The sequence below is a fragment of the Kitasatospora sp. NBC_00374 genome (assembly GCF_041434935.1).
Classification (GTDB): domain Bacteria; phylum Actinomycetota; class Actinomycetes; order Streptomycetales; family Streptomycetaceae; genus Kitasatospora.
The window spans coordinates 7,692,842-7,712,541 of sequence record NZ_CP107964.1; the positions used below are offsets into that span (position 1 = coordinate 7,692,842).

At 72.8% G+C, this 19,700-nt stretch carries 19 protein-coding genes; 12 read left to right on the forward strand and 7 right to left on the reverse strand.

The features are described from left to right. Positions 1 to 8 precede the first annotated feature (8 nt). The 4 genes from OG871_RS33470 to OG871_RS33485 all read left to right on the forward strand — a co-directional run bounded on the left by OG871_RS33470 (position 9) and on the right by OG871_RS33485 (position 3,449). On the forward strand, positions 9 to 314 hold the full coding sequence (locus OG871_RS33470; RefSeq protein WP_371501947.1) for a hypothetical protein: 306 nt from the start codon (positions 9 to 11) through the stop codon (positions 312 to 314). Further along, positions 311 to 1,927 (forward strand): alpha/beta hydrolase, encoded by a 1,617-nt coding sequence (locus tag OG871_RS33475; protein ID WP_371501948.1) that lies wholly within the window; start codon positions 311 to 313, stop codon positions 1,925 to 1,927. Before OG871_RS33470 ends, OG871_RS33475 begins: the two co-directional genes overlap by 4 nt. A gap of 81 nt (positions 1,928 to 2,008) precedes the next feature. Continuing rightward, positions 2,009 to 2,503, forward strand: a complete 495-nt coding sequence (locus OG871_RS33480) for a hypothetical protein (protein ID WP_371501950.1) — start codon at positions 2,009 to 2,011, stop codon at positions 2,501 to 2,503. Between the two features lie 28 nt (positions 2,504 to 2,531). Next, the gene (locus OG871_RS33485; protein WP_371501951.1) at positions 2,532 to 3,449 is read left to right on the forward strand and encodes a LysR family transcriptional regulator; all 918 of its coding nucleotides are present in this window, start codon (positions 2,532 to 2,534) and stop codon (positions 3,447 to 3,449) included. A 49-nt stretch (positions 3,450 to 3,498) separates the two neighbouring features. On the opposite strand, the gene OG871_RS33490 is transcribed toward OG871_RS33485, so the two are convergent. Continuing rightward, positions 3,499 to 3,786: a DUF427 domain-containing protein gene (locus OG871_RS33490; protein ID WP_371501952.1), complete on the reverse strand. Its 288-nt coding sequence runs from the start codon at positions 3,784 to 3,786 to the stop codon at positions 3,499 to 3,501. 202 nt (positions 3,787 to 3,988) lie between these two features. Here OG871_RS33490 and OG871_RS33495 point away from each other — a divergent pair, with 202 nt between their 5' ends. The 4 genes from OG871_RS33495 to OG871_RS33510 all read left to right on the forward strand — a co-directional run bounded on the left by OG871_RS33495 (position 3,989) and on the right by OG871_RS33510 (position 7,624). Further along, on the forward strand, positions 3,989 to 4,882 hold the full coding sequence (locus OG871_RS33495) for a Gfo/Idh/MocA family protein (RefSeq protein ID WP_371503493.1): 894 nt from the start codon (positions 3,989 to 3,991) through the stop codon (positions 4,880 to 4,882). Between the two features lie 254 nt (positions 4,883 to 5,136). Beyond that, positions 5,137 to 5,748 (forward strand): hypothetical protein, encoded by a 612-nt coding sequence (locus OG871_RS33500; RefSeq protein WP_371501954.1) that lies wholly within the window; start codon positions 5,137 to 5,139, stop codon positions 5,746 to 5,748. Next, positions 5,745 to 6,059, forward strand: a complete 315-nt coding sequence (locus OG871_RS33505) for a transcriptional regulator (protein ID WP_371501955.1) — start codon at positions 5,745 to 5,747, stop codon at positions 6,057 to 6,059. The genes OG871_RS33500 and OG871_RS33505 overlap by 4 nt, the downstream gene beginning before the upstream one ends. Before the next feature lie 569 nt (positions 6,060 to 6,628). Beyond that, positions 6,629 to 7,624, forward strand: coding sequence for a phosphatase PAP2 family protein (locus OG871_RS33510; RefSeq protein ID WP_371501956.1), 996 nt, complete (start codon positions 6,629 to 6,631; stop codon positions 7,622 to 7,624). A 51-nt stretch (positions 7,625 to 7,675) separates the two neighbouring features. Here OG871_RS33510 and OG871_RS33515 read toward each other — a convergent pair whose 3' ends face one another. Both OG871_RS33515 and OG871_RS33520 read right to left on the reverse strand, forming a co-directional pair. Next, on the reverse strand, positions 7,676 to 8,767 hold the full coding sequence (locus OG871_RS33515; protein ID WP_371501957.1) for a PP2C family protein-serine/threonine phosphatase: 1,092 nt from the start codon (positions 8,765 to 8,767) through the stop codon (positions 7,676 to 7,678). 94 nt (positions 8,768 to 8,861) lie between these two features. Further along, entirely contained in the window at positions 8,862 to 10,403 is a 1,542-nt protein-coding gene (locus OG871_RS33520) for an MFS transporter (RefSeq protein WP_371501958.1), read from the reverse strand. Positions 10,404 to 10,545: 142 nt separating this feature from the next. Between OG871_RS33520 and OG871_RS33525 the strand changes: the two genes are divergently transcribed. Beyond that, the gene (locus OG871_RS33525) at positions 10,546 to 11,547 is read left to right on the forward strand and encodes an Lrp/AsnC family transcriptional regulator (protein ID WP_371501959.1); all 1,002 of its coding nucleotides are present in this window, start codon (positions 10,546 to 10,548) and stop codon (positions 11,545 to 11,547) included. A 27-nt stretch (positions 11,548 to 11,574) separates the two neighbouring features. Here OG871_RS33525 and OG871_RS33530 read toward each other — a convergent pair whose 3' ends face one another. The 4 genes from OG871_RS33530 to OG871_RS33545 form a co-directional block, all read right to left on the reverse strand. Then, a complete protein-coding gene (locus OG871_RS33530; protein WP_371501961.1) occupies positions 11,575 to 11,994 on the reverse strand; it encodes a PPOX class F420-dependent oxidoreductase in 420 nt (139 codons plus the stop codon). 178 nt (positions 11,995 to 12,172) lie between these two features. Further along, entirely contained in the window at positions 12,173 to 12,508 is a 336-nt protein-coding gene (gene cutA / locus OG871_RS33535) for a divalent-cation tolerance protein CutA (RefSeq protein ID WP_371501963.1), read from the reverse strand. 51 nt (positions 12,509 to 12,559) lie between these two features. Then, a complete protein-coding gene (locus tag OG871_RS33540; protein ID WP_371501965.1) occupies positions 12,560 to 13,171 on the reverse strand; it encodes a DinB family protein in 612 nt (203 codons plus the stop codon). A 152-nt stretch (positions 13,172 to 13,323) separates the two neighbouring features. Beyond that, positions 13,324 to 14,055 carry a hypothetical protein gene (locus OG871_RS33545; protein WP_371501966.1) on the reverse strand — a complete coding sequence of 244 codons (732 nt, stop codon included), beginning with the start codon at positions 14,053 to 14,055 and terminating at the stop codon, positions 13,324 to 13,326. A 351-nt stretch (positions 14,056 to 14,406) separates the two neighbouring features. Between OG871_RS33545 and OG871_RS33550 the strand changes: the two genes are divergently transcribed. From OG871_RS33550 to OG871_RS33560, 3 genes are read left to right on the forward strand one after another with little or no spacing between them, the layout of a single operon-like run. Next, entirely contained in the window at positions 14,407 to 16,089 is a 1,683-nt protein-coding gene (locus OG871_RS33550) for an acyclic terpene utilization AtuA family protein (protein ID WP_371501968.1), read from the forward strand. Beyond that, on the forward strand, positions 16,086 to 17,684 hold the full coding sequence (locus OG871_RS33555; protein WP_371501970.1) for an acyl-CoA carboxylase subunit beta: 1,599 nt from the start codon (positions 16,086 to 16,088) through the stop codon (positions 17,682 to 17,684). Before OG871_RS33550 ends, OG871_RS33555 begins: the two co-directional genes overlap by 4 nt. A gap of 14 nt (positions 17,685 to 17,698) precedes the next feature. Beyond that, entirely contained in the window at positions 17,699 to 19,642 is a 1,944-nt protein-coding gene (locus OG871_RS33560; RefSeq protein WP_371501972.1) for a biotin carboxylase N-terminal domain-containing protein, read from the forward strand. The last annotated feature ends 58 nt before the right edge of the window (positions 19,643 to 19,700 follow it).

Consider the following 19,700-nt stretch of genomic DNA (forward strand, 5'->3'; position numbering starts at 1 on the left):
GGCAGAGGATGAGCGAAATCAAGGTCGCACCAGCGGAGTTGAGGGCCTCGGCAGCGGCGGCCCGGACACTCGGGCAGGAACTCGCCGCGCCGGTGGACAGCACCATCGGCGGCAGCACCGCCGCAGCGGGCCGCCTGGCCGGCTGGTCACTCGCCCAGGGGCTGCACCAACTCGCCGACGGCTGGGCCGCCCCGCTCGCGGCGCTCCGCCGACGGCTCGACGACACCGCGGCCAACCTGGAGACCACGGCCCACAACCACGAACTCAACGACCGCGAGATCGCCGACGCCTGGAAGGCACCGGTACGCCGGTGAGCAATCCCTACGAGCTGCTGGTGGCCTTCGACCCGAACGCCGTGCGGGAGGCCTCCAGCACCTGGCGCGGGCTGGCCCACGCCGTCGAGGACGCCGGCGGCCGCCACCGCACCAAGGTCAACGGCCCGCTGCGGCACAGCTGGCAGGGGCGCGACGCCGAGGCGGCCTTCCTGGCCATGGAGCGCACCGAGCAGGAGCTGGACATCGTCAAGGTGGAGGCCGAGGCGGCGGCGCTCACCCTGGACACCGTCGCCGACCGGATGCAGCAGGCGCAGACCAACCTCCTCAACGCCGTGCACCGCGCGGGGGAGTGGGGCCTGCGGGTCTCCGCCGACGGCAGCGTCGGTCTCCCGCCCGCCGACCCGGCCGAACAGCACGACCCCGACGCCGCCGGACCGCGCCGCGAACTCGCCGGCCGTGCGGGCGAGCTCCAGGAACGGATCAACGCCGCACTCCGGGCCGCCCGGGAAGCCAGCGACCAGGGCCGCAGCGCCCTCGCACAACTCGACGCGGACATCCTGACCGGCCCCCGCCCGTTCGGCGCCACCGCCGAGACCGCCACCGACACCGCCGCCGTCCTCAAAGGCCTCGGCCTGGTCGACCCGTCCATCCCCGACGGCAAGGACCCCGGCCGATCGGCCGACTGGTGGAAGTCCCTCACCCCCGACCAGCAGCGCAGCCACCTCGCCCTGCACCCGGCGGAGATCGGCCGGCTGGACGGCCTGCCCTCCACCGTCCGCGACGAGGCCAACCGCCTGGTGCTCGACCAGCGACTCGACGCCCTTCAGCAGGGCAACCCCAGGGACTTCGGGATCACCGACGACGCGTACAACGAACGCCAGGCCGCGCTGAAAACCATCAAACTCAAGCTCGACGAGACCGACGGCAACGACGAGGCCCACAGACTCTTCCTCCTCGGCATCGACCCCGAGGGCGACGGCCGCGCCATCGTCTCCACGGGCAACCCGGACAACTCCCGCCACACCGCCGTCTTCGTCCCGGGCACCAACACCGTACTGGCGGGCGTACCTGGGCAGATCGACCACATCAAACGCCTGCAGGGAGCCGCGGAGGGGGAGGCTCGATCCGGTGAGAACGTCGCCGTGATCTCCTGGCTCGGCTACGACACCCCCGAGTGGGACAACGGCAGTGTGGCAACCTCCACGCGGGGGGACGAGGCCGCCGAGCCCATGCGCCGCTTCACCGGGGGCGTGAGGGTGGCGCAGAGCGGCAACCCTCCCGGTCATCTCACGGTGATCGGCCACAGCTACGGCACCTACGCCGTCGGCGCTGCGGCCCGTGACGGCGGGGGCCTGCATGCGGACGAGATCGTCAGCCTCGCCAGCCCCGGCATGGGTGTCGACAATGCAGCCGATCTCAATGTGGACCCTGGCCATGTCTGGGTCGGAACCGCTCGCGACGACGGGATCCAAGCGGTCGCGGGCACGGTCTTCGGGACCGAGCCGCAGTCGCGCCAGTTCGGTGCGCAGCGACTGGCCATCGACACCAGCGGTCACGGTGGCTACTGGACGGCCGGGAGCGACAGTCTCGGCAGCCAGGGCAAGATCATCGCTGGCAAGGAGCCGAAGCTTATCCCGGAGATTCCGCGTTGATGCCGGAGACCAGCCATCACTAGGAAGCTCATCGTGACCCGGTCGAACCGTAGTCCGAGGAGCACCCGGAGGAGCCTGCGCGTGCTCCTTCTTGCCGGTGCCCTCACCCTCACCCTTGGAGCGTGTATGTCCACCACCGGAACAGGCAAGGACGATCCGCTGCCCGTCAAGGACAAGTCCGACGCCCAGGCGTGGGCGCAGCAGATGACCGAGCACATGGCGGAGGGTGCGGGAATTCGGATCGACCCGGCCACCGTCCGGCCGCTGTTCACGCCGTGCACGGGGAGGAACGGTGAGACCGCTCGGGACGACCGCTACGTCCTGATGTACTCCGTGCACAGCACGGTGCCGCTGGCCCAGCACCCTGAGGCTGTCCGGAAGGTCCGCGACATGCTGACGAAGGAGGGGCTTACGATCAAGAACTACCGCGAGACGCTCGGCGGCCGGCCGGACACGATCCTCGACGCCGAGCACCCGAGCGACTACTTCCTGAGCGTCTCGTCGACTGCGGGAGGCGAGGACCGCCTGCTGCTTCGGGTGATCACCCCCTGCCTGCTGCCGCCGCCCGCGCCGTAGCGCCCCCGCACGCTGGCACAATGGCCGGGTGATCGACGCACGACGGCTGCGGACCCTGCGGGCCGTGGCCGACCACCGGACCGTGACGGCCGCCGCGGCCGCGCTCTTCCTGACCCCTTCCGCCGTCTCGCAGCAGCTGGCCGCGCTGGAGCTGGAGACCGGGCACGACCTGCTCGCGCGCGACGGCCGGGGGGTGCGGCTGACTGCCGCCGGGGAGATCCTGCTGACCCACGCGGACGCGGTGCTGGCGCAGCTGGAGCGGGCCGAGGCGGATCTGGCGGCGTACCGGGACGGGGCGGCCGGGGAGGTGACGGTGGCGGCGTTCGCGACCGGGATCGCGCTGGTCCTCGCGCCGGCGATCGCGGTGCTGGCGGGGTCGGCGCCCGGGGTGCGGCTGAAGGTGCTGGACGCGGAGGGCGACGCCAGCCTGCCGATGCTGCTCGACGGCGGGGCCGACATCGCGGTGGCTGTCGAGTACCGGGGTGCCCCGCGGGCGGACGACCTGCGGTTGACCAGGGTGCCGCTGTACGCGGAGCCGTTCGAGGCGGTGCTGCCGCTGGGGCACCCGCTGGCGGACGGCCCCGGGCCGGTCGCCGTCGCCGAGCTGTCCGCCGAGCCGTGGATCGGCCCGTACCCGGGCAACCCCTGCCACGACGTGGTGCTGCTCGCCTGTGAGTACGCCGGGTTCCAGCCCCGGCTGGTGCACTCCTCGGACGACTTCCGGGCGGTGGTGGCGCTCGCCTCGGCGGGGGCCGGGGTGGCGCTGGTGCCGCGTTCGGCGCTGCGCGGCACGGACCTGTCGCGGGTGGCGGTCCGCCCGGTGGACAGTGCGCTGGCCACCCGCAGGGTGTTCGCGGCCGTGCGCAGCGGTGCCCAGGAGCATCCGCTGATCCGGCCGGTGCTGGCCGCCCTGACCGAGGCCGCGGCGGGCCTGGCCGACAGCTGAACGCCCGCCGGCCCGCCGGCCAACCGACCCGCCGACCCCCGCGCCCGGGTCAGTCGGTGACGACCTCGACGCCGCGCCAGAAGGCGACCAGCCCGGCCAGGTGGGCGGCCTCCGGCTTCGGGTCGGGGTAGTACCAGGCGGCGTCCGGGTTCTCGGCGCCGGCCACCCGGAGGGTGTAGTACGAGGCCGCGCCCTTCCAGGAGCAGTGGGTGGTGGTGGCGGACGCGTCCAGGAACTCCGTCCGGACGGCCTCGGGCGGGAAGTAGTGGTTGCCCTCCACCAGGACGGCGCGGTCGCTGACCGCCAGGATCTCGCCGTTCCAACGCGCAGTCGTCATCCCACCATTGTGCGGGCTTCCGGGAGTTCCCGGGCGTGGTCCGCCAAGTCGGCGCATCCTGGCGCATCCTGACTGATCAGCGGCACGTCTGGCATATGCTGCCGGGTGGTCGGGCCTGCTGACCGGTCCCGGCCGCCACCACCCCACCCTCAGCAGGAGCGCCCCGATGAGCGACCACCACCTCGACCCCGACAGCGCGGCCATCCCGGTCGGTGTGGTCGGCCTCGGCGACATCGCCCAGAAGGCCTACCTGCCGGTGCTCGCCGCCCAGCCGGGGCTCGACCTGCGGCTGATGACCCGGGACCGCGCCAAGCTCGACCGGATCGGCGACACCTACCGGCTGCCGCACCGGTACACGGACCTCGGCGAGCTGATCGACAGCGGTATCCGGGCGGCTTTCGTGCACGCCGCCACCGACCAGCACGTCCCGATCGTCGAGCAGCTGCTCACCGCCGGGGTCGACGTGTACGTGGACAAGCCGCTCGACTACCACCTGGACGGGGCCCGGCGCCTGGTCGACCTGGCCGACCGCTCCGGGCGCTCGCTGCTGGTGGGCTTCAACCGCCGGCATGCCCCCGGCTACCTGCTCGCGGCCGAGCGCCCGCGTGACCTGATCGTGCTGCAGAAGCATCGCGAAGGCCTGCCGGAGGCCGCCCGCAGCGTGGTCTTCGACGACTTCATCCACGTCGTTGACACCCTGCGCTTCCTGGTTCCCGGCGAGATCGAGCACGTGGACGTCCGCTCGCGCATCCGGGGCGGGCTGCTGGAGCACCTCGTGCTCACGCTGGCGGGTGACGGCTTCACCGCGCTCGGGATCATGAACCGGGTCAGCGGCTCCACCGAGGAGGTACTGGAGGTCTCCGGCGGCGACGCCAAGCGCGTGGTGGTCAACCTGTCCGAGGTGATCGACCACAAGGGCCAGCCCAGCATCCGCCGGCGCGGGGACTGGGTGTCGGTCGCGCGTCAGCGCGGTATCGAGCAGATCGTCACCACCTTCCTGGACGCCGTCCGCGCCGGGAAGACCCTCTCCGCGCAGGACGCGCTGCGCACCCACGAACTGTGCGAGCTGATCGTCGAGCGGATCGAGTCCGTCTGAGCCCGGATCCATCGGCCGCAATTCAGGAGGAGAGGCGTTCACCCGGGTCAACGGCAGGGCTGCCGCGGGACGGCGCAGCGGGTGGCGAGCCGGCCCCGACGGGTCGGCGGGCGGGGTCGGTCGGGGAGCGCCGCTCGTCCTCGATGAGCACATCGCAAATAGATCTCTAGACACAATTAGTTTGTCATGCAAACCTAGTTGCCATGACGACTCCCCCTGTCCCGTCTCCGAGCGACCCCCAGAACCTTCTGGCAATGAGGCGGGCGCTGGTCCACCACGTCCGTCGTGAGCAGCGCGGCGCCTGGTTCCCCCTCCTCGTCTTCGCCGCCGTGCGGTTCGGCGCGGCGCCGGTGGTCCGCTACGGCCAGGGCGACCACATCGCCGGCGACCTGCCGCCGGCGATGTGGTACTGGCCGGTGGCGCTGGTGCTCGCCTACGCCGCGATCGGCTGGTTCTACCTGCGCCGTTCCGACCGGCTCGGCCTGGGTACCCGGGTCGGACCGTACCTGGCGCTGGGGATCGTCCTGGTCGTCCTCATCACCGCCTGCGTGGCGTGGCAGGCGATGCACCCGGGGTTCCTCGCCGATCTCCACGGGCCGTCGCCCGTCGCCCTGTTCTTCAACACGGTGGTGAGCCCGGCCGGCACGATCGGCCTGGCGCTGCTGCTGCTCGCCCGGATCGAGCGCAGCTGGCCGCTCCTCGCCATCACCTGCGGGTACCTTGGCATCATGCTCAGTGCCGGCGACCTTCCCGACCCATCGCCGTGGGGGGGCTTCCCGTACATCCTGTTCGAGGGAGGTGTGCTGCTGCTCGGCGGCGTCGGCCTCGCCCTGCTGCAACGGGTCCAGGGGCGGTCGGCCGCATGACCGAACACCCCACCAGCAGCCTCGACGACGTCGTGCACCAACGTGTCCGCCTGGGCATCCTCGCGGTGGCCAAGGAAGCCCAGCGGGTGGAGTTCACGTTCCTCCGCACCACGCTGGGTCTCACCGCCGGCAATCTCTCCCAGCACCTCGGGGTCCTGGAGAAGGCGGGTCTGGTCACGATCGACAAGGGCTACGAGGGCAAACGAGCCCGCACCTGGATCCAGCTCACCAAAGCGGGCAAGAAGGCCCTGCACGACGAGATCGCGACGCTCAAGACCCTGATCCACCAGCTCGAAGGCCACACCCAGTAGCAGCCTCGGGGCAGGCGATCGACCACAGGACGCCGAAGCGATCACACGGAGATCAGACCGGTGCATCCGGGCTGAGGCGGTCGAGTCCGTCTGAGGTCGAGTCCGTCCGAGAACGTGCCGACCCCCGGGCCGGCACCCGGGCCGACTCGTCCTTCCGGGCGGTCTCACTCGTCCTGAGCGGCCTCACTCGTCCGAGTGACACCGTGATCGGTGGACCGCCCGGCGGGATCGCCCGGGGCGACCGGCCGTCCCGGCGCGGCATGCCCGCCGCGCCGGGGCTAGCCTCGGAGGGAGGAGTCCGTCCCCCGAGCGCAGGTCCCATGGTGGAACAGCAGCGGCAGGAGAGTGGGCGCCCGGCCGGGACCTCGGCCCGGGCGGGGGCGACCGCCTCCGGCGCCCGGCCGTCGTCCGTTCGTCTTCTGATTGTTTCCTGGGCATGGCGCGAGGTTTCCAAAGGTTCCTCCAAGAATGCGGTGCTAGCTTCGGGCGCCATGACCGACCTGCTCCGACCTGCACATTCGGGTACCCGGAACGAGCCGTCGCAGGGCGGGCCGGGCAGAGCCGACCGGATGGGGCGGCGGTTCCTCCGCCCGCGCCTGCTGGCCTGGCCGCTGTTCGCGCTCGCTTTCGCCTGGTACCTGTGGACCTACGGCCTGCCCTACGCCAACGACGTGGTGTTCTGCTGGCTGATCGCGGCCCTGGTGGCCGCGTCGGTGCACAGCGGTGGCCGCTACGGCTGGCTGCTGGTCCTGCGGGACTGGGTACCGGTGATGGCGGTGGTCTGGGTCTACTCCCTGCTGCGCGGCTACGGCGCGCACACGCCCTGGCCGGCCCGCTACGAACCGCAGTTGGGCATCGACGCACTCCTCGGCGGCGGGGAGACCTGGACCGTCCGCCTCCAGCACTGGCTCTACACGCCCGGCAGCGCGCACTGGTACGACTACCTGGTCGTGACCGTCTACATGTCGCACTTCTTCGCGGTCTTTCTGGTCCTCGCGGTGCTCTGGAAGCGCAGGTACCGGGGTTTCCGCCGGCTGCTCGCGCTCTATCTCGCGGTCACCTTCGTGGGCTTCGCCACGTATGTGCTCTACCCCGCCGACCCGCCGTGGCTGACGGCCCAGGAGGGGCACATGCCCGCGGTCACCCGGATCGTCGGGGACGTCCTCAACCAGAGCGGTCTGCCCCGGGCCGGGTCGGTCTTCGAGAACGGCAGTCAGTTCGCCAACGACGTCGCGGCGATGCCCTCGCTGCACGCCGCGTACCCGATGCTGCTGGCGCTCTTCTTCTGGCGGGGCGCGGGCCGCCTGACCCGGGTGGTGCTGGCCGCCTATCCGCTCGCGATGGCGTTCACCCTGGTCTACGGCGCCGAGCACTTCATCGTGGACATCCTCGCCGGCTGGGCCTACGCCGTGGTCCTCTGGTACGTCCTCAGCCGGGTGCTGGACCACCGGGCCCTGCGGGTCGCCCGGGCCAGGACGGCGGCTGCGGCTCAGGCCGCCCGGCCGGTGCCGTCCGGAGCGCTGGCCGGGTCGACGGCGTCCGCGCGGGCCACGCTCCGCCGCTGACGGCCACGCCCCGGCCCCGCCGGCCAGCCACCGCCGGCCAGCCACCGTGGGTCAGCCCGCGCGGGTCAGGGCGAGCATCGCCGCGTCGTCCGTGAGCCCGTTCACGGTGTACGCGCGCACGTCGCCGAGCAGCCGGTCGAGCAGCGGTTCGGGGCTCTCCGCGGGAGGCATCGCCGAGAGCCGCTCGGCCACGGGGTAGAAGCGCCCGGACGCGTCGCGGGCCTCGGACACGCCGTCCGTGTACAGCAGCAGCACGTCGCCCGGGTCCAGCGGGAGCCGCTGGACGGGGTAGCGCCCGCCGGTCAGCCCCAGCAGCGCCAGCGGCGGCGACCAGGCGGGCGGGTCGACCTCACTGACCAGGTGGCCGGTGCGCAGCAGGGGCGGTGGGTGGCCGCAGTTGACCAGCCCGGCCGGTGAGCCGTCCGCGGGGACGGACACCAGGACGGCGGTCACGAACTCCTCGTCGCCGGGCCGCCGGGCGACCACCGCGTCGAGCCGGCCCGCGACGGCCGACAGGTCGGACTCGAAGACGGCGGCCTCCCGGAAGACCCCCATGACGTCCGCCGCGGTCTCGACCGCGCCGAGCCCCTTGCCCCGGACGTCGCCCAGCAGCACCCGCACCCCGAACGGGGAGTCCACCACCGCGTAGAGGTCGCCGCCGATCCGGGCCTCGGCCATGGCGGGCGCGTACCGCACGGCGACCTCCAGCCCGCCGACCCGGGGCTCGACCGGGCGCAGCAGCGCCTGCTGGGCGGCCTCGGCCACCGAGCGCAGCCGGGCCAGCCGCCGCTCCCGGTCGGCCACCAGGGCGACCGAGGCGGCGCTGGAGACCGTGACCGCCGCGACCGCCGCCGCGGAGGTCGCGTGCACCACGGAGTCCACCTGGTTGTTCAGCAGGGCCAGCACGGCGACCCCGGCCAGTGCCGCGAAGCCCGCGACCAGCGGGACCCAGGCCCGTCGGGTGCCGGTGCCGGCGAGCACGGGCACGGCGGCGAGCAGGGGGGAGAAGGTGACGTCGGGCGCGGTCAGGATGTCGCCGAGCAGGGCGAGCGCGATCAGCAGGTAGGCGCAGACGACCAGCTTCCCCCAGCGGGGGGAGGCCGCCGGGGGCAGCCGGCGGCGGGGGTCGTCTTCGCTCGCCATGGGGCCTCCAGCCGCGGCGGGACATCACTCCATTCTCGCCACCGCACCGGGCCGCCCGCCTGGTGTACGGCGGGGCGGCCCGGTGCGGGCGGGGTCAGCGCGGGGCCACGGCCGGGTCGCCCGCCGTGCCGCCGGCCGGGACGGGCGCGTTGGCCGCCGGGACGGCCGGGCGGCGCAGCATCAGCAGCACCAGCACGCCGCCCGCCAGCCCGAACGCCGCCGACACCAGGAAGGTGTCCCGCAGGCCGTCGGCGAAGGCACCGTGGACGAGGTGCTCGACCGCCGGGCGCGAACCGTCCGCCGCCCGGGCGACGACCGCTCCGGCCTGCCCGCCGCTGAGCGCCTGCGCCATGCCGTGCGGGTCGTCGACGCCGCTGCCGCCCTCCAGCGAGCGGGCCAGGCCCGCCTGGAAGACCGCGCCCAGCAGGGCGATGCCGAGCGCGTGGCCGAGCTGACGGGCGGTGTTGAGCGCCCCGCCGGCCATGCCGGCCCGGGCGGGCGGGACGGCGGCCATCGCGGCCGCGGCCATCGCCGGGGTGGCGAGGCCGACCCCGATGCCGCTGACGGCGAGACCGGCGGCCAGCACGCTCCAGCCGGAGTCGGCGTCGATGACGGCCTGGAGCAGCGCGCCGACGCCGATCAGCAGCAGGCCGCCGCCGATGGTCAGCCGCGGCGGGACGCCGTGCAGTCTGCGCCCGCCGATACCGGCCGTCAGGAACGCCAGGACGCTCATCGGCAGCAGGGCGAGGCCGGCCGTCACGGGGCCCATGCCGCGCACCGACTGCAACCACAGCGAGGCGTAGACCAGGTAGGCGAAGGCCGAGGCGGAGAGCAGCAGCCCGCCGATCATGATCCCGACGAAGGACGGGCTGCGGAAGAGCCGCAGGTCCAGCATCGGCCGGCTGCTGCGGGCCTCGATCAGCACGAAGGCCAGCAGCGCGAGCGCGCCGAACGCGAGCAGGCCGAGCGTGGTGGTGGAGCCCCAGCCGTTGTCCCCGGCCTTGATCAGCGCGTACGTGACGGACCCGGCGGCCAGCGTGAAGGTCGCGGTCCCGGGCAGGTCGACCCCGGCCGCCTGCGGGTTGCGGGACTCCTTGACCACCCGCAGGGTCACGGCCACGGCGACCACGCTCACCGGCAGATTGACCCAGAAGATCCACCGCCAGTCCAGGTGCTCGGTGAGCAGACCGCCGACGATCGGACCGGCCGCCGCGGCGGCGCCGTTGACCGCACCCCAGACACCGAACGCGACACCCCGGTCACGGCCCTGGTAGGCGTGGCTGAGCAGGGCCATCGTGGTGGCGAACATCGCGGCGCCGCCCACCCCCTGCAGGGCCCGGAAGGCGATCAGCTGCCCGGGGCCCGACGCCAGTCCGCAGGCCAGCGAGGCGACCGCGAACATGACCAGCCCGGCGACGTACACCCGGCGCCGTCCGATCAGGTCGGCGAGCGAGCCGGCGCCGAGCAGCAGTGCGGCCAGGGCCAGCGCGTAGCCGTCCATCACCCACTGCAGGTCGGCGAAGGTGGTGTGCAGGCTGGTGGCCATGTCGGGGAGCGCGACCGTCACGATGGTGACGTCCACCAGCAGCATGAACGCTCCCAGGCAGACCGCGATCAGCGGCAGCCATTTGCGCATCGGGTTCTCCTCGTACTCGCGGCCGGGCGTCCGCCGCCCGGTCTCACACCGCAGAACCTGGCAGGTGGGTCGCGGATCGGCCGAACCAGGCCGGACTTCACGGCGGAATCCGACACAGGCATGCCGTGGAATGATGGAAACCATGCATGAGGTGGAGGAGCTGGACGGCCTGGACAAGGCCCTCGTCCAGGCGCTGATGATGGACGGCCGGGCCCCGTTCAGCCGACTGGCCGAGGTCCTGGAGGTATCCGACCAGACGGTGATCCGGCGCTACCGGCGGCTGCGCACCACCGGGCTGCTGCGGGTGGTCGGCCTGCCGGTGGGCCACCGGGTGGGCCTGTACGAGTCCTGGCTGCGGGTGCAGTGCACCCCGGACGCCGCGGTCCAGGTCGCCGACGGGCTGGCCCGGCGGCGGGACATCGCCTGGGTGACGCTCAACTCCGGCGGCACCGAGATCCACTGCGTCAGCAAGGCTCGCAACCGGGGCGACCGGGACGCCCTGCTGCTGCAGAAACTGCCCGGCACCCGGCGGGTCACCGGCATCTCCGCGCACAGCATCCTGCGCACCTTCATCGGCGGCCCGGGCCGCTGGGCGGGGCTGGACATCCTGACGGATCGTCAGGTCCAGGACCTGGAGCGGCCCTGGGTGTTCGGCCCCGGCCTGCGGGTCGAACTGGACGACGCGGCGCTCGCCATGCTCACCGTGCTGGGCCGGGACGGCCGCGCCGGCTACCCCGAACTGGCCCGTGCCACCGGACTGTCGGAATCCGCCGTCCGCCGCCGGCTGGAGCAGCTCCGGGACAGCGGTGCGATCTACTTCGACGTGGAGATCGCCCCCGTCCTGCTCGGCTACCACGCCGAGGCCGCGCTGCTGGTCTCGGTGCCACCGGCGGAACTGGCGGCCACCGGTGCCGCGTTCGCGAGCCACCCCGAGGTGCCGTTCGCGGCGGCCATCACCGGCTCGGCCAACCTGCTGGCGGTGGTCGTCTGCCGCGACACCGACGCGCTCTACAGCTATCTCACCGAGCGGATCGGGGGACTGAAGGCCGTCCAGCAGGTCGAGGTGGTGCCCGTGCTCCGGACGGTCAAACGCGCCGGGATGCTGATGGACGGCACCCGGCTGGTCGACCCGCCGGCGGTCTGAACGCTGCGCGCCGATGCCCGGCCCGCCTCACCGGCCGACGTTATGCGCGGTGCTGCCCTTCTCGGCCAGGTTCCAGCTGATGATCCGCTCCGGGTGGACCCGGATGATCTCGTGCGAGAAGAATCCCGGCGCCACCGGCGGCACCTCCACCGTCAGCAGCTCCACGCGCCCGCGGATCTCCACCCCGCGCCCCCAGCCGGGCGCCGGCGCGTCCGGGTCGTCGGCCGGTGTCATGTCGTCCACCAGGAACGAGACCTGCGGGACGCGGACCACGTTGCGGTACTTCTGGCTGGCCGTCATCCCCGGCCCGCCGATGTCGACGGTGCCGTCCTCGTTCAGCCGGAAGCCGACCGGCCTGACCTGCGGTGAGCCGTCCGGCCCGACGGTGGCCAGCCGGCCGAGCCGCTGGCCGGCCAGGTAGTCGAGCTCCTCGGGGGTGAAGATCATGGCTGCGGTGCTCCGTTCGGGGTGGGGAGGCGGGTCGGCTACGACCGTAGAAGGTGAACCGCACTTGAGGTCAAGACCGCCCCCGGACTGGCCGAGGCCATGGTGGCGTCCCCACCCTGGTCGCTGGGTGCCCCGCCGAAGGGCGGCCCGCCACCGGATCTCCGCGCCGCCGCCGACCTCAGCCCATGGTCTCGCGCTCCACCCAGGCCAGGTAGGCGGCGGAGCCGGTGGTGACGGGAACGGCGAGGATCTCGGGAGTGTCGTAGTCGTGCTGCTCACCGATGAACGCGGCCAGCCGGTCGAAGAGTTCGGCGCGGGTCTTGAAGTCGATGCGCCACTCGGCGGCGCCCTGCACCTCGCCGTCCCACCGGTAGACCGACCGGACCGGGTAGAGCTGGGCGCAGGCCGCCAGCCGCGCGCGGACCACGGCGCCGGCCAGGGCGCGGGCCTTCGGTTCCTCGTCGTGCGTGGTCGTCACGACGACGAAGCCACCGTCGGCCGGGTCACTCGTCATGCCCGGACCCTACCCGGAACCGGCCCGGCCGAGCCGGAACCGCCGACAGTCTCAGTAGCCGTCCGGGGTCTTGTCGTACTTGGCCTGGGCCTCCTTGGCGGACGCCTCCAGCCTGGTCCAGTACTCCCGGTACCAGGCCTCGTCGCCGCCGTCCATGTTGCTGTTGGTCTCCCGCATGCCGGTTCTGCCGTCGATCAGCTCGCGGACGATGTCGGCGTGGCCGGCGTGACGGTTCGTCTCGGCAGTCATGTGCAGCATGATCCGCTGAAGCGTCACGTCGCCGTTCTCGCCCCACCACGCGACGTGGCCCATCGCATCGAGCGGCAGCTCCTCGATCGTCGCGTCCGCGTGTGCCCAGGCGCGGTGGTAGAGGCCGAGGATGTCCTCGCGCGACTCGTCGGCGCGTGCCCACATGTCCGAGTTGGGCTCGGCCTCCTCCTCGTGCCAGGGGAGGGATTCGTTGTGTGGGCGGCCGAAGGTCGGGCCGAAGTACCCGAGTTCGACGCTGGCGAGGTGCTTGACGAGGCCGAGGAGGTTGGTGCCGGTCGGCGTCAGGGGGCGGCGGCTGTCGTAATCGGACAGTCCGTCCAGCTTCCAGACGACGGCTTCGCGGGCCGCCTTGAGGTAGCGGTGCAGATCGCCTTTGGGATCATTGGGCTTCATGGGGCCGAGTCTCGCATCACAGGCCGACGGCGGTCGCGTGGGTTTCCCGGCTGCTTCGAAGGCATCGGCCGGCGACGGGGCAGTCCACGCCGCGAGCCGGCCGTCCCGGGAGCTCTGATGGGGCAGACATGCGGACAGTCTGGGCTGCCACCTTATGAGCACTCCCAGAAGAAGCGGCCTTCGCGGTGGTCAGGGCTGACGAAGGCGAAGCCGTAGCCGTATCCGAAGTTGAGGAAGTACGGATCGTCCTCGCCTTCGCCGGCGTCACTGATCTTGAAGAGAAACCGCCAGGGGGAGTCGACTCGCGCTTCGTCGTTGGGGTAGCAGGCGGTGCCGCCGAGGTAGTCGTGCAGATCCTCCCCGCCGGGGAGCTCGACATCGGGACCGTCGCCGCGCATGCCCCGCTGGTATGCCGCCATCTCGTCGATCGAGCGGTCGATCTCGGGCGGTACCGGCTGCAGGTCGACGCGCCATTCGACGGGGATCTCGGTGTCGTCGGGCCCCCAGCGCCACAGAGTCCGCCCGCGTGTTCCGGGTGGCCCGATGACCGCGAAGTGCGGGATGCGACCATCCGGCTGGACCAGCAGTACGGCGTCGCCGGCCTCCGGGTGGACGCCTCCCATGATGACGCCTTCCTCGTGGAGGAACAGGTAGGCCAGCCGGAGCTCGGGACCCGGGATGGGGAACTGCCCGATGAACACCAGTGGCTCACCGGAGGTGGGGTCCACCGGCCAGGCCGGTTCGGACAGCCAGACGGGCTGGCCACCGAACTTCGCCACCGGCTCGGCGATCGGCTGCTCGGCGGCGGTGAGGATCATCTGCTGGCGTGGCAGGAAGGCGGCGTCGTGCGGCCCCTCCGCCTGCCCAGTGGGACGCGCGATCATGAGCGGACCCTATGGCACGCCACCGACGAACCGCGTCATGGGGCCGCAACTCGGGTGAGCCGGTGGCTTCCGGCTGGTTGGCCTCTCCGCGAGGCCGACATTCGCAGGGACGGGTGCCCAGCTCCAACGGTCGCAACCAGCTTCCCACGGCGGCGTCATGGCCCAGAGGGTGACCCGTCGTAGCCGGTCCCAGGCGTGGCCGGCTACCACTTCCAGTGGCCAACCATGAGTTCCGGTCACAGCAGGTGACTGCCCCGCCCGTGGTGGCCCGCCAAAAACAAGCATGCATGCTTGATTTATCTCCCGCCCACTGCCAGGCTGCTCACGACATCGGCGGCAAGGAGGCTTGCGGTGCTGAGGATCGGCAATGCGTCAGGGTTCTACGGCGACAGGTTCAGCGCGTTCCGGGAGATGCTCACCGAGGGGCCGCTCGACGTCCTGACCGGCGACTACCTGGCCGAGCTCACGATGCTGATCCTGGCCAAGGACAGACTCCGCAACCCCGAACTCGGCTACGCCAAGACCTTCCTGCGGCAGATGGCCGAGTGCCTGGGCATCGCGGTCGAGCGCGGCGTCCGCATCGTGGTGAACGCCGGCGGCCTCAATCCGCCACAACTCGCCAAGGAGCTCGCCGAGTTGGCAGCGCAGCAGGGCATCCCGCTGCGGGTGGGCCAGGTGGTCGGCGACGATCTGCTGCCCCGGGCGGCCGAGTTCGGGCGCTCCGGGCTGCTTGCCGCCAACGCCTATCTCGGCGCGCAGGGCATCGCCGAGTGCCTGCGCGGCGGCGCCGACGTCGTCGTGACCGGCCGGGTCACCGACGCGGCGCTGGTGGTGGGCCCGGCCATCGCCCACTTCGATTGGGGGCCGCAGGACCTGGACGCGCTGGCGGGGGCGGTGGTCGCCGGGCACGTGCTGGAGTGCGGGGCGCAGGCGACCGGCGGCAACTACGCGTTCTTCGCCGAGCACGACATCGCTCACCCGGGCTTTCCGATCGCCGAGTTGAGCGCCGACGGCAGCAGCGTGATCACCAAGCACCCGGGTACCGGCGGCGCCGTCACCACGGAGACCGTCACCGCCCAGCTGCTGTACGAGACCGGCGGAGCCCGCTACGCAGGTCCGGACGTGACGGCCCGGCTGGACACCGTGCGGCTGACCCAGGACGGCCCGGACCGGGTGCGGATCGACGGGGTGCGCGGCGAGGCGCCGCCCCCCACCGTCAAGGTCGGTCTCAGCCGGCTCGGCGGCTGGCGCAACGAGGTGGTGTTCGTCCTCACCGGGCTGGACATCGAGGCCAAGTCGGCGCTCGTCCAGCGGCAGTTGACGGACGCGCTCACGGACCCGCCGGCCGAGCTGCGCTGGACCCTGGCCAGGACCGACCACCCGGACGCGGACACCGAGCAGGCCGCAGCCGCGCTGCTGCACCTCACCGTCCGCGACCGGGACGCCGAGAAGGTCGGCCGGGCCGTCGGCGCCGCCGCCGTCGAACTCGGGCTCGCCAGCTACCCGGGCTTCCACCTCGCCGCCCTGCCCGGGCCGGGCAGCCCGTACGGTGTCTTCGAGCCCGCCTTCCTGGACGCGAAGAGCGTCGAGCACACGGCGGTGACCCCCGACGGCCTCCGGATCGCGGTGCCCCCGCCCCCGGCCGTACGGGAGTTGGAGCCCCTGCCCGAGCCGCCGCTGCCGGAGCCGCTCGCGCCCGGCCGCACCCGCCGGGCCCCGCTCGGCCTGGTGGCCGGCGCCCGCAGCGGCGACAAGGGCGGCGATGCCAACCTCGGCGTCTGGGCCCGCAGCGAGGAGGGCTGGCGCTGGCTGGCGCACACCCTGACCACCGAGCTGCTCCGCGAACTACTGCCCGAAACAGCCGACTTGACCGTCACCCGGCACCTGCTGCCCAACCTGCGCGCCGTCAACTTCACCGTCGAGGGACTGCTCGGCGAGGGAGTTGCCGCCCAGGCCCGCTTCGACCCACAGGCCAAGGCCCTGGGGGAGTGGCTGCGGGCCCGCCGTCTCGACATCCCGGAGGCCCTGCTGTGACCGTGCTGCCCAGCCGCCTCGACCCGGCGGCCCCCGACCACCGCGCCAACCGCGACGCGATGCTCGCCAAGCTGGCCGACCTCGACGCCGAGCACGCCAAGGCGCTCGCCGGTGGCGGCCCCAAGTACGTCGAGCGCCACCGCAGTCGGGGCAAGCTGCTGCCACGCGAGCGGATCGAGCTGCTGGTCGACCCGGACTCGCCGTTCCTCGAACTCTCCCCGCTCGCCGCCTGGGGCAGCGAGTACCCGGTCGGTGCGGGGATGGTGGCCGGCATCGGGGTGATCGAGGGCACCGAGTGCGTGATCACCGCCAACGACGCCACCGTGCGCGGCGGCGCCAGCAACCCGTGGACCCTGCGCAAGGCCCTGCGCGCCAACGACATCGCGCTGCGCAACCGGCTCCCGCTGGTCAACCTGGTGGAGTCCGGCGGCGCGGACCTGCCGAGCCAGAAGGAGATCTTCATCCCGGGCGGGGCGCTCTTCCGCGACCTGACCCGGCTCTCGGCGGCCGGCATCCCGACCGTCGCGGTGGTGTTCGGCAACTCCACCGCCGGCGGCGCGTACGTTCCGGGCATGTCCGACCACACCATCCTGGTCAAGGAGCGCGCCAAGGTCTTCCTCGGCGGCCCGCCGCTGGTCAAGATGGCCACCGGCGAGGAGTCGGACGACGAGTCGCTCGGCGGCGCCGAGATGCACGCCCGCACCTCCGGCCTGGCCGACCACTTCGCGCTGGACGAGCCGGACGCCTGCAGGCTCGCCCGCCGGGTGGTCCGCCGGCTGAACTGGACCAAGTCCGGCCCCGCGCCCGCCGGGCTCGTCGAACCGCCGAAGTACGACGAGGACGAGCTGCTGGGCATCGTCCCCGGCGATCTCAAGGTCCCGTTCGACCCTCGGGAGGTGATCGCCCGGATCGTGGACGGCTCCGACTTCGACGAGTTCAAGCCGCTCTACGGCACCAGCCTGGCCACCGGCTGGGCGACCCTGCACGGCTACCCGGTCGGCATCCTGGCCAACGCCCAGGGCGTGCTGTTCAGCGCCGAGTCGCAGAAGGCCGCACAGTTCATCCAGCTCGCCAACCAGCGCGACATTCCGCTGCTGTTCCTGCACAACACCACCGGTTACATGGTCGGCCAGGCGTACGAGCAGGGCGGCATCATCAAGCACGGCGCGATGATGATCAACGCGGTGGCCAACAGCCGGGTCCCGCACATCTCGGTGCTGATGGGCGCCTCCTACGGCGCCGGCCACTACGGCATGTGCGGCCGGGCCTACGACCCGCGCTTCCTGTTCGCCTGGCCGAGCGCCAAGTCGGCCGTGATGGGGCCGCAGCAGCTGGCCGGCGTGCTGTCGATCGTGGCCCGGCAGTCGGCGGCAGCCAAGGGGCAGCCGTACGACGAGGACGCGGACGCGGCGATCCGCGCCATGGTCGAGCAGCAGATCGAGGCCGAGTCGCTGCCGGCGTTCCTGTCCGGGCGGCTGTACGACGACGGCGTCATCGACCCCCGCGACACCCGCACCGTACTGGGCATCTGCCTCTCCGCCGTGCACAGCGCCCCGGTCGAGGGCGCGCGCGGCTACGGCGTCTTCCGGATGTAAGGGCGAACTCACACATGATCACCTCACTGCTGGTCGCCAACCGGGGCGAGATCGCCCGCCGGGTCTTCCGCACCTGCCGCGACCTCGGCATCGCCACCGTCGCCGTGTACTCCGACCCGGACGCCGACGCCCCGCACGTCCGCGAGGCCGACACCGCCGTCCGGCTGCCCGGCGCGGCCCCCGCCGACACCTACCTTCGCGCCGACCTGATCGTCGCCGCCGCCCGCGCCGCCGGGGCGGACGCCGTCCACCCCGGGTACGGCTTCCTGTCCGAGAACGCCGAGTTCGCCCGGGCCGTCGAGGACGCCGGTCTGACCTGGATCGGCCCGCCGCCGGCCGCCATCGCCGCGATGGGCTCCAAGACCGAGGCCAAGCGGCTGATGGCGGCCGCCGGGGTGCCCGTGCTCACCGCGTCCGCGCAGCCCACCGAGGCCGACCTGCCGCTGCTGGTGAAGGCGGCCGCGGGTGGTGGCGGGCGCGGCATGCGGATCGTGCGGGCCCTCGCCGAACTGCCCGACGCGCTGCTCGCCGCCCGCGCCGAGGCCGCCAAGGCGTTCGGATCGGACGAGGTGTTCTGCGAGCCCTACCTGCCGGCCGGCCGGCACATCGAGGTCCAGCTGATGGCCGACACCCACGGCACCGTGCTGGCCCTCGGCGACCGCGACTGCTCGCTGCAGCGCCGCCACCAGAAGGTCGTCGAGGAGGCCCCGGCACCCGGTCTGTCCGACACCCTGCGCGCCGACCTGCACGCCGCCGCCGTCGCCGCGGCCCGGGCGATCGGCTACACCGGCGCCGGCACGGCCGAGTTCCTGCTGGCCCCCGACGGCCGCTTCTTCTTCCTGGAGATGAACACCCGCCTCCAGGTCGAGCACCCCGTCACCGAGTGCGTCACCGGGCTCGATCTGGTCGCCCTCCAACTCGCCGTCGCCGAAGGCGGGAAGCTCCCCGAGCAGGCGCCCGCGACCAGCGGCTGCGCCATCGAGGCCCGGCTCTACGCCGAGGACCCGGACCAGGACTGGCAGCCGCAGACGGGCCGCCTCCACCACATCGAACTCCCCGGCGCACCCGTCGAGTTCACCACCGGCCGGACGGCCTCCGGCCTAAGGCTGGACTCGGGCGTCAGCGCCGGCTCCACCGTCACCGTGCACTACGACGCCATGCTCGCCAAGGTCATCGCCTGGGCGCCCACCCGCCCGGCCGCCGCCCGCCTGCTCGCCGACGCACTCACCCGGGCCAGGCTCCACGGACCGCGCACCAACCGGGAGTTGCTCGCCCGGACCCTGCGCCACCCCGCGTTCCTGGCCGAACGGCTGCACACCGGATTCCTCACCGAACACGCCGCGGAACTCACCGCCGAGCCGGCCGGCCCCGCCGACAAGGACGCCCCGCTCGCGGCCCTCGCCGCCGCCCTCGCCGACGCTGCCGGGCGCCGCACCCACCTGCCGTCCGGCTGGCGCAACCTGCCCTCCCAGCCGCAGGTCAAGCGGTACCTCGCCGCCGACGGCACCGAACACGAGGTCCGCTACCGCCTCACCCGGGACGGCCTGCGGGCCGAGGGCCATCCCGACACCGCGCTGGTCGAAGCCGCCCCGGACCGGGTGGTCCTGACCGTCGGACCGCTGCGCCGCAGCTACGCGGTCGCCGTGTACGGAACCACCGTCCACCTGGACTCGGCGGCCGGCGCCACCGTGCTCACGGCCCTCGACCGCTTCCCGGATCCGGTCGAACACACCGAGCCCGGCGCCCTGCTCGCCCCGATGCCCGGCACCGTGGTGCGGGTCGCCGCGGCCGTCGGCGAACGGGTCGTGGCGGGCCAGCCGCTGCTCTGGCTGGAGGCGATGAAGATGGAGCACCGCATCACCGCCCCCACCGACGGTGTCCTCACGGACCTGCACGTCGCCCCCGGCCACCAGGTCGAGCCCGGCACCCTGCTCGCCGTCGTCGCCGAGCCCGCCTGAGCCCGAGCCCGTTTCCAACGCGCCACTCCCACACGCACGTTCACACCCACGCCCCGCC